Origin of the sequence: Nocardia jejuensis NBRC 103114, from assembly GCF_001613145.1 — a bacterium.
GTDB classification, from domain to species: domain Bacteria; phylum Actinomycetota; class Actinomycetes; order Mycobacteriales; family Mycobacteriaceae; genus Nocardia; species Nocardia jejuensis.
In genome coordinates this window covers 59538-72033 of the sequence record NZ_BDBU01000028.1, presented here as the reverse complement: position 1 = coordinate 72033, position 12496 = coordinate 59538, and the positions used below count along the sequence as shown (strand labels likewise).

Here is a 12496-nt window from a genome sequence, read left to right as displayed (position 1 = left end):
CCTCGGCAGCCCGCGTCACCGGCGCGGGGCCTGAGGAACATGCGAAAGAGAGCGCAGCATGAGTGAGCGGATCGCCGCAGTCGATTGCGGCACCAACTCCATCCGACTACTGATCGCCGATGTCGCACCGGACGACGCGGGATCGGCGCGGCTCACCGATGTGCATCGCGAGATGCGCATCGTCCGGCTCGGCCAGGGCGTGGACGCCACCGGCGCGCTGAACCCCGACGCCATCGAGCGCACCCGCGTCGCGCTGCACGACTACGTGGACCTGATGATCGAGGCAAAGGTGACCCGGGTGCGCATGGTCGCCACCTCCGCCACCCGCGACGCGAGCAATCGCGAGGATTTCTTCACCATGACCGCCGCCGAACTGGGTCGTGCGGTGCCCGGCGCGCAGGCCGAGGTCATCACCGGCGACGAGGAGGCGCGGCTGTCGTTCGCCGGTGCTGTCGGCGAATTGTCCAGTGCCGAAGGACCTTTCGTGGTCGTGGACCTCGGTGGCGGTTCCACCGAGGTGGTGCTCGGCGACAGCGACGGCGTGCAGTCGGCGTACTCGGCCGATATCGGCTGCGTGCGGATCACCGAGCGTTGCCTGCTGAGCAATCCGCCCACCCCGGAAGAGGTTGCCGCCGCGCGCTTCTTCGCCTCCGAGCGGCTCGCGCAGGCGTTCGGTGTGGTGCCGGTGGAGCGGGCTCGCACCTGGGTCGGCGTGGCGGGAACCATGACCACGCTGGCCGCGATCGCGCTGGATCTGCCCGAATACGATTCGGAGAAGGTGCATTTGACGCGGCTCCCGCTCTCGGAGGTGCGCAAGGTGTCCGATCGGCTGATCGGGATGGATCACGATCAGCGGGCCGCGCTGGGGCCCATGCATCCGGGTCGGGTGGACGTGATCGGCGGTGGCGCGGTGATCGCCGAGGTGCTCTCGGACGAGCTGGCGCGCCGCGCCGGGATCACCGAGTTGATCGTGAGCGAGCACGACATCCTCGACGGAATCGCGTTGTCCATCGCCTGATCGTCCGGCTCGCGCTCGGGCGAACACCGCTGCTCCGGCCGAGCGCGCTGCCACCGGTGTGTTCCTGAAAATTTTGTGACCGGTGTCCACGGATGTGGTTGCTGTCAGATTGCCCCATATGGGATGGTCTGACCTATGTCAGGAGTAGCACACCCCGCGACGCCGGATGCCGAGCGCACACTGTTCGGTCATCCGATCGGCCTCGCGAATCTGTTCGGCGTCGAGCTGTGGGAACGATTCTCGTTCTACGGCATGGTCACGATCCTCGGCTACTACCTGTACTACTCGGCCACCGACGGCGGCCTGGACCTGCCCAAGTCGACCGCGACCGGCATCGTCGGCGCGTACGGCGGCCTGGTCTACCTGTCCACCGTGCTCGGCGGCTGGATTGCCGATCGAGTGCTGGGCATGGAGAGGACCGTCTTCTACGGCGGCGTGGTCGTCATGGCCGGTCATATCGCACTGGCGGTGCTGCCCGGGCTGGCCGGTGTCGGCGCGGGTCTGGTGCTGGTGGCGCTCGGCTCGGGTGCGTTGAAGGCCAACGCCTCCTCCCTGCTGGGCACGCTCTACGACAAGGACGACGCGCGCGCCGACGGCGGCTTCACGCTCTTCTATCTGGGCATCAACCTGGGTGCGTTCGCGGGCCCGCTGATCACCGGCCTGCTGCAGTCGCACGTGGGTTTCCACTACGGTTTCGGTGCGGCCGCGATCGGTATGGCGCTGGGTCTGACGCAGTACGTGGTGTTCCGACGCAATCTCGGGACACACGGCCGAGAAGTGCCGAATCCCTTGCCGCACAGCGAGATTTCGAAGGTGGTGGGCGCGGTCGCCGCGCTGATCGTGCTCGTCGCGATCGCGTGGGCGACCGGGCTGCTGACGCTGTCGAACCTGCCGGACGTCACCACCGGCGTCATCGTGGTGGCCTCGATCGCCTACTTCGTGATCATGCTGACCAATGCCAAGGTGACGCCCGTCGAACGCACGCGGGTGCGCGCGTTCATTCCGCTGTTCATCGCGAACGCGGTGTTCTGGTCGCTGTTCCAGCAGATCTTCACGGTGCTGGCGGTCTACTCCGACGAGCGGATCAACTGGACGATCTTCGGCTGGACCGCGCCGTCCAACTGGATCGGCTCGATGGAGCCGGTGTGGATCATCGCGCTCTCGCCGCTGTTCGCGATCTTGTGGACGCGGCTGGGCAATCGCGCACCCAGCACGCCGCGCAAATTCGCGCTCGGGGTGGTCGGCATGGGTGCGGCGTTCCTGCTGTTCGCGCTGTTCTCCGGCACCGAGGGCAAGACCGTGCCGATCCTGTTCGTCTTCGCGGTGCTGTGCGGCTTCGCGATCTCCGAATTGCTGCTGTCGCCGATCGGGCTGTCGGTCACGACCAAGCTGGCGCCCAATGCCTTCCGGGCTCAGATGATGGCGCTGTACTTCTTCTCCGTCGGCATCGGCACCTCGATGTCCGGCGTGCTGTCCAAGTTCTACGACCCGTCGCACGAGCTCGCCTACTTCGGGATCACCGGTCTGGTCGCGATCGTGGTCGGTGTGCTGGTGTGGGGTATCGCGCCGTGGGTGAGCCGCCACATGGAGGGCGTGCACTGAGTTCCGGAAAGGCCCTCGTGCCCGGGCATGTCGCTTCGTAGCGCCGAGCATTACGGATGGGTGTGAAACCGTCCCAGGTCGGTCCCGAGCCGCGTCGTAGCCGAATTCCGCGGTGAGTGGTCGCTAACCTGCGAATATGGAGATCACGACGCTGGCCGAGCGCCCGGAACTCGAAGCGGCACTGTTCGACCTGGAGTTGTCCTGGCCGGAGTTCATCGACAACGAGCCGATAGCCCAGAGTCTCTGGTCGTCCATTCCGGAAACCTTCCCCGAGTTCGTGCTGGTCGCGACCGACGGGCCGGACTTCGTGGCGCGAGCTCTGAGCGTCCCGTTCGCCTCGCGCGGATCCCTGCCGGCCACCGGCTGGGATCAGGTCCAGATCTGGGCCTTTCAGGATCACGCCACCACCGAGGTCCCGAACCTGGTGAGCGCCATAGAGATTGCCATCCATCCCAGCCGCAGAGGCGAGGGCCTGTCCACCCTCATGCTCGACGCCATGCGCCGCAACACGCGCTCCCAGGGCTTCTCCGAAATGGTCGCCCCCGTGCGCCCCAATCACAAACACCTCGAACCCTCCACCCCCATGGCCGAGTACGCCTACCGAATCCGTGACGACGGCCTACCCGAGGACCCCTGGCTACGGGTCCACATCAGAGCCGGCGGCACGATCGACTCCATCGCCCCCGCCTCCATGCTGGTAGCGGGCTCCCTCTCGCAATGGCGAGCCTGGACCGACCTCCCCTTCGACACTCACGGTCCCGTGGAAGTCCCCGGCGCCCTCGTCCCCGTCACCTGCGTCCCCGCCCACGACCAAGCCATCTACGCCGAACCCAACGTCTGGATCCGCCACTTCCTCTGACCCACCCACCCCTGGCCACTAAGCGCCACCTCCGAACAAACGCTTGGAACATGCCCACTCCACTGGGCAGAATCATCACCCTGGGCAATTCCAGCACGACCGTACGGCTCGGTAGTGTGACCAGACGCCCCCGTAGCCCAATTGGCAGAGGCAGTGGACTTAAAATCCACAAAGTGTCGGTTCGAGTCCGACCGGGGGCACCGTATTTCCGCAGGAAGCGAAGTGGTGTCGGATATGCGCAGGAACTCGGCGATCCTTCCTGCCCGCCCTGGCACCCATCGCGGGCCGGACGGGGTCGATTACTCGACCGTGGACGCATGGGCGGCAACGATCCGCCACCCGCGTGAGTCGTCGCGTGCCCACGTGCGGGTGTAGCGCATTCTGGCCGCGAACGGTGACCCGTGAACGCTGCCTTCTACGACGCCGAGGAACCAGGTCACGCCTGTGGTGCCTTCCACCAGCACGGTCAGTTGTTCTTGCTCCAGTCGGGTCATGACCTGCGCTTTGCTGCGGTGCAGCTCGAGATCATCGGCTTTGGTGAAGGTGTCCGCGCCCAAGGTGAAGATCAGCCGATCGTCGAGCAACTCGTCCAGCGCCTCGACATCCCCGGCCAATTGCGCGGCCTGCAGTCGCAGTTCGGCTTCCCGCAAGTCGTTCTCCATATTCGTGCCCTTTCCATCGGCTGGCCGGAAATCGCGTCTCGCTGAGAGCGGAGACACGAAACGATATGTGGGACTATGCCATCGGCGACGGCGCGCCGGCCGGTGCGCCGAAGGGGCGCTGTTCTGGTGAGTGCGGGCAATGTCGTATCGCCGTGATCCGGGTCGGTGCCGTGCGACGCCTCGCCCCCACGTCCACTGTCTGGTCGGGGGAGTTGATCGGCGATGCGGACGGTTGCGGGATGATCCAGTGCATGACCGACGAAACGGTAGGTCCGAAGGAATCCGGCACAGCGGCGGCGTCGGAGGAGCAGGCGCGCACTATTCGCAACGACGAGGGCGTGCCCATCGCTCGATACGAGTACGAGCTGCGCGGCGAACGGCCCTGGGCAGACGAACTGTCGCTGTGCGCCGGTGTCGTGGCCGATGCGCGGGTCGTGGCCTCGGTCGTCGCCGAGCTCGCAGGCTGGGGCGCCACCGCCACCTCGGAGATCGCCGGTCCACTCATCGCCGGAGGCGCACACCCCGTACGTGTATTCCACACCTACACAATGGATCTGACGGCCTCGCCGATCGCGGCACCGGATCTGCGGCCCGGCCTGCGAGCGATCCCCGCTCAGGATCTACCCGCCGCGGCCCTGCACCCCGCGTTGTCGGCCGCGTACCCGCCGTCGCACCCCGACTTCGACAGCGAGGCCTTCGCGGCACTCGACGGCCTCTACGACGGATCCCTGATGGGCCCCTTATTGCCGTGCAGCACAGCGATTCTCGAGGGAGAAAAGGCGGTGGCGGCCGCCTTGGTCAATGCCTCCGAATCGGACGGTCCATGGCTGTCGGAGATATTCCGAGCCCCAGGCGCGGAACTCGCCGGACTCGGCTCCACCCTGCTACAGATGGTCATCGCCGATGCCTCCAGCGCGGGCCTGCCCACCCTCGGATTGGCCGTCACCGAATCCAACCCCGCACGAACACTTTACGAGCGACTCGGCTTCCGTCACACCGAAACCTGGACAACTCTCATCTTCCCGAACTCGGGTGAGTGACCTACTCAGGCAAGTCATTCCGCGATGCGCGCCCAGGCATCTCGAACCGTGGCCATCGCGCGGTCGGCGCTGATCATCAACCGAGTTTGCCCGCCCAATTGGGCATTCCAGTCGTCTTCATCCGGCGAAGTTTCGAACAATTGTGGGCCGGAAGCCGGTTGGTCGGGCCGTTCCAAGATGTGCGGATCGGGCATGGTTCTGAGTGAATCGGGCATTGGAAAGGCCGGTGGGGGTGCTTAGCGTTGATCTTGAATCAATGGTCCGGGCGAGTCGGCGGTCTGCTGCTCGGTGATCGAAAGAGTGGAGTATGCCCACGATTCCGTGGATCAGAAGTGGTCTTCCCGCGACCGGCGAGGTGCAATGTATGGCCTCTCGGCTGGAGGTCGAGTCGTTGATGGACGCGCCGGGGTTCCTGGTCGCGTCGCTGTCGCTGTGGCGGCAGGCGCGGCGGTCTCCGGGGGTGCTCGGGGTCGGGTTGAAGGCGGAGATGCGCAAGGGCACGTTCTGGACGTATTCGGCGTGGGTCGACAAGGCGGCGATCTATGCCTACGCGGGGGCTGAGCCGCACCGGTCCACCGTCGCGCGGAAGCGGAAGGTGATGCGGGAAGCCACTTTCGTGTTCTTCACGGCACCCGCGGCCGAATTGCCCATGTCCTGGGCCGAGATTCGTCGCCGCATCGCACAGGAGCGTGAGTCGACGGAATCGCGGGACACACCCGCGCAGTGATCCGCGCACCTGTCCTGGATAGCCGGGTGCGCGGATCGAGTGTTTTTGATCGGTGTCCTGTCGGTACGAACGGGCGGGTACTCGGCCGAAGTCGCAGCCGGAGAGTGCGCGGATGTGACCGGGGGCGAAGGGCTCTGTATCCCGGGCTCACATGGGCGTGGAGTCGTTCTCCTCGTCCTGGGCCAGTTCCCTGTCCACCACGGACGTCGGATCCACATTGATCACCGGAAAGGACTCTTCCACAAGGGATTCGAGTGCGTCGGCGTCCATATCCGCCGGGTTGTAGAGCCATCCGTCCTCACCGATGAGCGACCACGACCCGTCGCTGTGGTGCAGAAAACGTGGATTGTCCGTCGGTGCGAGTGCCAGCTTCCGGGCCTCTTCGTCGTCCCGTCGCGCGGGCGTGTCCATGTCCTCGCCCCTTCTGTCGTCCAGCCGATGGGAACCATTTCCGAGCATGCCGATGACGGTCAACGGCAACCTGCCGGAACGTCCAGCGATGCGCGGCCGATCGCAGTCTCGAGCCATCGGCGTGCGCGGGCGGTCAGCTTCCAGCTCTGCTCGGGGGCGCCGCCGAAGCGCTCGACCATCCCCGAACGCGTCAGTGAGACGAGCGATCTGCGGATCGTCGTCACGCTGAGCGCGGTGGCTTGTCTCGATTTCCCGCACACTCAGTGGTGTTGTGCCGGCGTGCAACGCCGCCAGCACTCTGCTCTCGGTGAGGTTGGTCATCGCTGAATCCTTTCCGTCGCAGCGAGGAACCGTGAGGCACGCTCCGGCGTACAGCCCCAGGTCGGAGGCCGGATCGCCAGGCCGCACCTTCGGCGTACCGGGTGCATGGACAGACAGTAGGAACCGGCAGGAGCTGGTTCAACCCCTGTGCGCAGACTGGCTAGAACCGCTGTGTTCCGCCGTCGTTTTCCGTACATCGCACGGGTGCGATGCCCGATCCGCGCACTCTCGGGACCGCGAGTCACACCCAGGATCTGACCTTCGCGCTCCTCGTTATGTTCGGGTGTCCGGTGCAGGTTTGTCGGTGGCGTCCGGTCGTACGAACAGCGGGAATTCGGCCGGAGCTGTAGATGAAGACACCGTGGCGACGCCGCGGAGCTCGACGCGCCCACCCACATCCTTACCCCGAAGGACTATCCGGCCCTGCTGGGCAGCGCGTACGACGTTCAGCGAAACGACGCCGCGGCCTCGTTTCTCACTGTGCCGCTCGCCGAACGGTAGCCCGCGTGGCGACGAGATCCTCACAGTGACCAAACCGGGGACGGGGGCAGCACGACTCTCCTGTAGTGCCGTTTCGGGATGGCCGCACGTCATTCCGGCACGGCGGACCGCATCAGGAGAGGCTTCATGTGAGAACACGACGATCGAACCGGATGAACAGCTCGACCCCGATGGCCATGGTGCGCGGCATACTCGCCGCTACCCTGGCCGCGGCCGGCCTGGCCGGAATGGCGAGTACCGCCGCCGCGGAGCCGGGAGCGGCCCGCGTGGTCTCGGTGCAGGACGAGAACGACCGGCAGCAGACCGTCATGGTGTATTCACCCGCGATGGACCGCCCGATTCCGGTGCAGGTCATCCGTGCCGCGGAGTCCGCGCGCCCGACCATGTACCTGCTCAACGGTTCGGGCGGCGGCCCGAACGAGAGCGGATGGGACGTGCAGACCGACGCCGTGAGCTTCCTGCGCGGCAAGGACATCAATGTGGTGACCCCGTACGGCGGCAGCAATTCCTATTACACCGACTGGATCCGCGACGACGCGGTGCTGGGGCACAACCGGTGGCAGACCTTCCTGAACGACGAGCTGCCGTCGGTCATCGAGAACTTCTTGGGCGCCAACGGAAATCGCACGCTGGTGGGCGTATCCATGAGCGGCACTTCGGTATTGAACCTGGCCATCGCCAAGCCCGGCTTCTGGACCAGCGTGGCGTCATACAGCGGTTGCGCGCAGACCTCGGATCCCGTCGGCCACGAGTTCGTGCGCCTCACGGTCGAGAACTGGGGCGGCGGACAGAGTGTCGAGAACATGTGGGGCCCGAGTGACAGCCCGCTGTGGCGCGCCAACGACCCGCTGGTCAATGCGGAGCGGCTGCGCGGCACCGCCGTCTATCTGAGCGCGGGCAGCGGTCTCGCGGCGGCCCCGCACGACACTCCGACCGATCGTCGAGTCCAGGAGGGCCGGATCCCGCTGCCGGTGCAGATCGCGCTCGGCGGTCCGATCGAGGCCGCGATCCACTACTGCACCGTGAACCTGACGAACCGCCTGCACGAGCTGAACATCCCGGTGACCTTCGACGAGCGCCCGGTCGGCACCCACTCCTGGGGATACTGGGAGGACGATTTGAAGCAGTCCTGGCCGTTCCTCGCCCAGACCGTCGGCAGTCGGGTCAACTGACCGCGATCACCGGCTGAGGCTCACGACGCCTCCCCACGGCACCGAGCCCGGACCGCGCGGGTCCGGCTCGGGAAAGTAGGCGAACGGGCGTTTGAACCAGGGGAGCCGGTGAAACCGCGCGGCGGCGTGGAACAGCGAATCCGTGCTGTCGACGGTCCAGCCCAGTTCCTCGAAATATCCGACGCCGTTCGCCGGGCCGAAGCGCAGCGGCGCGTTGTCCAGCATCGCGCCGCTGCGCGAGCGCATCACGGTGACCAGGGCCTGCGACATCAGATCCAGCACCCACCAACGGATTTCGGGCCTGTGGAACGACGCGGACAGGCCGGCCACCTCGTCCGGGGCGAGATAGACGAGCAGCCCCTCGGTGAGCACCAGTGCCTTCGACGCGCCCGCGAGCACCGCGTCCAGAAATTCTCGCCGTGCCACCGGGTCCGCCAAATCCACCGCGTACCTGCGCAGGTCGCAGACCGGTCGCTCCGCGTCGAGGAGCCGCTCCTTCTCCGCGATCAGCTCCGGCAGATCCGCCTCCACCCAGCGCAACCCCTCGGGCAGCGCCATTCGATATGGGCGGGTGTCGAGGCCCGCCGCCAGATTCAGCACCAGATCGCATCCGGCCGCGATCGCCGCCGCGATCGAATCGTCGATCACCCTGGTGCGGGCGACGATCCACCACCCGTTGCGCATGGAGCGCGGCGCGGCCGACAGGATCGCCTGCCCGCGTTCGGCGGCCAGGACTTCCGCCAGCGGATCCCGGAACAGCGCGTCCGCGCGCCCCGATTCCGTCGATCTGTGCACCGCGACCCATCGGGCGGTGTCCGACACGTTCGAAATCACTGATTCAGCCCCTGTCGCCCTCGGTATTGCTATTACTACAGCCCCGCGCCAATTCTGGAACGCGTTCTAATATGGCACCTTCCTGTCACCGTGCACCGGTTGCGGCGCAATCATCGATCCTGTTGGCTCGCAATCACATTCGGCCGTGCCGAACTCGTTCTGCGAGGAGTGATCATGAGGGTTTCGTATCTCTTCGGTGGCCAGGTCACGCTCGATGACGCAGTCGTCGACGACTACTACCGCCGCAGCCCGTCCATCCGGAACGCGTATGCCGAAGCGGCCTCGTGCGCCGGGCTCGCGGTCGAGGATTTCCGATCGACGACCGCCGTGCGGGGCCCGGAGTTCGGGCACAGCCTGTCCGCATTGCGCCATGCCGCACTGACTCTCGGCCTCGCCGAGGAACTGCGTGACCGCGGCATCGAGCCCGACGCGGTCGGCGGTCTGAGCCTCGGCGCGCTGATCGGCGCGTGCGTCGCGGGCGCCGTGGAGCGAGAAGAACTGTTCGCCATGCTCTTTGCGCGTCGACTCGTCCCACCCCTGCCCGAGGATGCCCCGGCGCAGGGCATGGTCCTGGTCTCCGCTCCGATCGACCACGATCCCGAGGACTACTACGGCGACCGCCCCGGCATCTACCTGGCCGTGGACACCGGACCCATCGATCAGGACTCCCGGTCGTTCGTCCTGTCGGGATACCGTGCCGCACTTCAGGAGTTGATCTCGTCCGTGCCCGAGGGAACCCACATGTTCCTGCTGGACGGCTACAAGGGCGCGTTCCACTCGCCACTGCAGCGCTATGCCGCCGACTTCATGGCATCCTTCGTCGCGACGATGACCTTCCACGATCCGAAGATCCCGATCTGCTCGCCCATCGCCAGGAACGTACTGACCACGGCGGCGCAGGTCGAGGAGTTCGTCACCGGCCACAATCTGCTTCCCGCGCGGTACGAACCGCTCATCGACGAGATGTACGTACTCGGCATTCGCAGCGGACTCGTGGTGGGCGCCGGCCTCCCCGCGCCCGCCGTCTCGCCGTTTCCGGTGGAGCTCTTCACCGAGCCCGCCGATCTGGATCGCCTTCCCGAGGTGCTCCCGCTCGCGCTCGGGCGGCGATAGCGCCCTGAAACCACCGAGCACTCGGCCCACTCGACCAGGCGCGAATACCCCTGTCGCGCTGCGACATCAGAGGAACGCATATGACCTCGGACTCTACGCAACTCACCTGCCCGTACACCGGCGCGGCAGCCGGCATCATCCGCCGGATCAGCACCGAGGTGGGTGATGACGCCTGGTTGCTGACCGGCCACAGCGCGGTGAAGGAGATGTTCTCCGACAAGCGCCTCGGCCGCTCGCACCCGACTCCGGAGACCGCGCCCCGAAAGTCGGCGTCGGTGCTGTTCGGTGGCCCGATCGGCGACTTCGACACCGAGCTGGAGAACGCCGAACGCCTTCGCGTGCTGCTGAATCCGTTCTTCGGGCCGAAGCAGATGCGGGAGATGCGCCCCAGGGTCGACGCTCTCACGACGCAGCTGCTCGACGAGATGGCCGAGCGGGGATCTCCGGCCGACCTGCACGAGGCGGTCGCGGTCCCGCTGCCGATCCTGGTCATCTGCGAGCTGATGGGCGTGCCCGCGTCGGACCGCGAGCGGTTCCGGGCGTGGAGCGCCGCGATTTTCGACAAGCACGACGGCGCGAAGTCGGGCCAGGGCGGCGCGGAATGGTACGAATACTGCACGGAATTGGTGGCGCGCAAGCGGATCGAGCCCGGCAACGACATCTTCTCGCGACTGTGTGAGAACCCGGAGCTGACCGACGAGATCATCACGGCCATGGGCATGGTGCTGCTGCTGATCGGCCACGAGTCGACAGTCGTGGAGATCAGCCTGGGCGCGATGAACCTGCTGAAGCATCCGGACCAGTGGCAGCTGCTGGTGGAGCAGCCGACGCTGGTGCGCGCCGCTGTGGAGGAACTGCTGCGGGTGCACGACAACACCGGCTTCGTGCGATACGCGCGCACCGATATGCGGATCGACGGTGTGGAGGTGCGGCGCGGCGATCTCGTTCTGCTGGACGTGGATTCGGCCAATCACGATCCGTCGATGTTCACCGATTCGCGCCGCCTGGACATCACCCGCGAACAGGGCGCGCACCTGACCTTCGGGCACGGCACGCACTACTGCATCGGCGCACCGCTGGCCCGGGTCGAATTGCAGGCGGTGTTCGGGCAACTGGTGACGCGCTTTCCGACCATGCGCCTGGCGGTCGCCCCGGAGGAGCTGCAGATGCGCGAGGACATCGTCACCCGTGGGCTGGTCTCGCTGCCGGTGCGGTGGTGAGATCCCGGTCCCTCGCGGCGGTGATCGCGGGCGTGCTGCTGGGCTCGGGTCCCGTCGCGACGGCGCACGCACAACCGGCCGCGGCGGGCGAAGCCGGTAAAACCCTTGTCGTGCTCGGTGATTCGTTCACGACGAACGGCAGCTGGGTGGCCGCGCTGGCGGCCCGGGCGAACGGTGACAGCGAGCTGAGCTGTGATCATCTGCCGACCTCCTGGCCCACCCGGCTCGCACAGCAGAGCGGACTCGAGCAGACCGGCGACTATGTCGACGCCTCCTGCGAGGGCGGGAGCCTCAACACCGCGCCGGGCTTCTCCGTCGTGCACGAGACCCAGAAGGCAGCTGCGGCAAAGGCTTTCGGTCCACGGACCACGGTGGTGGCGATTCAGCTCGGCATGAACGACGCGTGGGGCGAGTACGCCCGCGCTCGCGCGGGGACCAATCCGCAGACAGTCGCCGGGGTGGATCTGCTGCAGTGCGTACTCGAACCCACCGGCTGCGGACCGGAAGCCGTCGCACAGGGCAGAGTGAACGATCCGGAGGAGGTCACCGGATCGGCATATGCGGCGCGGATCGCATCGGTCATCGACTACCTCCGGTACTACGCACCCAACGCCCGCATCGTGCTGGTCGGATATCCCGAGATACACACGCCCGGTACGGAATCGGTGTGCATCGGAATGCTGGGGGTGACCCTGACCCAGTCTCGGGCCGCCGCGTACACGCGATACCTCGATCACCTCGACGCGGCCCAGCGCGACGCCGCGCGATCACTCGGCGTCGAGTTCTTCGACGCCAGAGCTGAAACCGCCGGACACGGAACGTGTTCGGCGGATCCATGGGTCAACGGGATCGCGGATCCGCGCACCGAGGCGACCGGAATCCCGTTTCACCCGACCGCTCGCGCGGACGACGCCGTAGCGCGCGGACTGCGACCACTGCTCGACCACTAGCGCGGGGCGGCGATCACCCGGGCCGCGCCCGCCGCTGGACCACGCGCGCCGCGCACGCGGCCCGGC

General features: G+C 66.7%; 14 protein-coding genes and 1 tRNA gene. 11 read left to right on the top strand and 4 right to left on the bottom strand.

Going from position 1 to position 12496, the window contains the following annotated elements; genetic code table 11:
- Positions 1–58: 58 nt before the first annotated feature.
- The 4 genes from NJ1_RS23090 to NJ1_RS23075 all read left to right on the top strand — a co-directional run bounded on the left by NJ1_RS23090 (position 59) and on the right by NJ1_RS23075 (position 3679).
- Positions 59–1018 carry a Ppx/GppA phosphatase family protein gene (locus tag NJ1_RS23090; protein WP_067697839.1) on the top strand — a complete coding sequence of 320 codons (960 nt, stop codon included), beginning with the start codon at positions 59–61 and terminating at the stop codon, positions 1016–1018.
- A gap of 135 nt (positions 1019–1153) precedes the next feature.
- Positions 1154–2620, top strand: a complete 1467-nt coding sequence (locus NJ1_RS23085; protein ID WP_067697837.1) for a peptide MFS transporter — start codon at positions 1154–1156, stop codon at positions 2618–2620.
- A gap of 136 nt (positions 2621–2756) precedes the next feature.
- Positions 2757–3479, top strand: a complete 723-nt coding sequence (locus NJ1_RS23080) for an N-acetyltransferase (protein ID WP_067697834.1) — start codon at positions 2757–2759, stop codon at positions 3477–3479.
- A gap of 126 nt (positions 3480–3605) precedes the next feature.
- Positions 3606–3679 (top strand) — tRNA-Leu (locus NJ1_RS23075).
- A gap of 99 nt (positions 3680–3778) precedes the next feature.
- Here the strand turns inward: NJ1_RS23075 and NJ1_RS23070 are convergent.
- Positions 3779–4141 carry a nuclear transport factor 2 family protein gene (locus NJ1_RS23070; protein WP_067697833.1) on the bottom strand — a complete coding sequence of 121 codons (363 nt, stop codon included), beginning with the start codon at positions 4139–4141 and terminating at the stop codon, positions 3779–3781.
- 251 nt (positions 4142–4392) lie between these two features.
- On the opposite strand from NJ1_RS23070, the gene NJ1_RS23065 reads away from it, so the two are divergent.
- Positions 4393–5181, top strand: coding sequence for a GNAT family N-acetyltransferase (locus NJ1_RS23065; RefSeq protein ID WP_169813185.1), 789 nt, complete (start codon positions 4393–4395; stop codon positions 5179–5181).
- 14 nt (positions 5182–5195) lie between these two features.
- Here the strand turns inward: NJ1_RS23065 and NJ1_RS23060 are convergent, their stop codons facing one another.
- The gene (locus tag NJ1_RS23060; protein WP_157574170.1) at positions 5196–5375 is read right to left on the bottom strand and encodes a hypothetical protein; all 180 of its coding nucleotides are present in this window, start codon (positions 5373–5375) and stop codon (positions 5196–5198) included.
- Positions 5376–5545: 170 nt separating this feature from the next.
- Between NJ1_RS23060 and NJ1_RS23055 the strand changes: the two genes are divergently transcribed.
- Positions 5546–5908, top strand: a complete 363-nt coding sequence (locus NJ1_RS23055) for a hypothetical protein (RefSeq protein ID WP_218025248.1) — start codon at positions 5546–5548, stop codon at positions 5906–5908.
- Between the two features lie 147 nt (positions 5909–6055).
- Here NJ1_RS23055 and NJ1_RS23050 read toward each other — a convergent pair whose 3' ends face one another.
- Positions 6056–6319, bottom strand: a complete 264-nt coding sequence (locus NJ1_RS23050; protein WP_157574169.1) for a hypothetical protein — start codon at positions 6317–6319, stop codon at positions 6056–6058.
- A gap of 27 nt (positions 6320–6346) precedes the next feature.
- Here NJ1_RS23050 and NJ1_RS39330 point away from each other — a divergent pair, with 27 nt between their 5' ends.
- Entirely contained in the window at positions 6347–6646 is a 300-nt protein-coding gene (locus NJ1_RS39330) for a hypothetical protein (RefSeq protein WP_157574168.1), read from the top strand.
- A gap of 647 nt (positions 6647–7293) precedes the next feature.
- Positions 7294–8313 (top strand): alpha/beta hydrolase, encoded by a 1020-nt coding sequence (locus NJ1_RS23045; protein WP_084478647.1) that lies wholly within the window; start codon positions 7294–7296, stop codon positions 8311–8313.
- A gap of 6 nt (positions 8314–8319) precedes the next feature.
- Here the strand turns inward: NJ1_RS23045 and NJ1_RS23040 are convergent, their stop codons facing one another.
- Positions 8320–9135 carry a class I SAM-dependent methyltransferase gene (locus NJ1_RS23040; RefSeq protein WP_422615768.1) on the bottom strand — a complete coding sequence of 272 codons (816 nt, stop codon included), beginning with the start codon at positions 9133–9135 and terminating at the stop codon, positions 8320–8322.
- Between the two features lie 186 nt (positions 9136–9321).
- Here NJ1_RS23040 and NJ1_RS23035 point away from each other — a divergent pair, with 186 nt between their 5' ends.
- The 3 genes from NJ1_RS23035 (at position 9322) to NJ1_RS23025 (ending at position 12430) form a co-directional block, all read left to right on the top strand.
- Positions 9322–10260, top strand: a complete 939-nt coding sequence (locus tag NJ1_RS23035) for an acyltransferase domain-containing protein (protein ID WP_157574167.1) — start codon at positions 9322–9324, stop codon at positions 10258–10260.
- 80 nt (positions 10261–10340) lie between these two features.
- Positions 10341–11480, top strand: coding sequence for a cytochrome P450 (locus NJ1_RS23030; RefSeq protein ID WP_067697826.1), 1140 nt, complete (start codon positions 10341–10343; stop codon positions 11478–11480).
- A complete protein-coding gene (locus NJ1_RS23025) occupies positions 11477–12430 on the top strand; it encodes an SGNH/GDSL hydrolase family protein (protein WP_169813184.1) in 954 nt (317 codons plus the stop codon). The genes NJ1_RS23030 and NJ1_RS23025 overlap by 4 nt, the downstream gene beginning before the upstream one ends.
- Positions 12431–12496 lie beyond the last annotated feature (66 nt).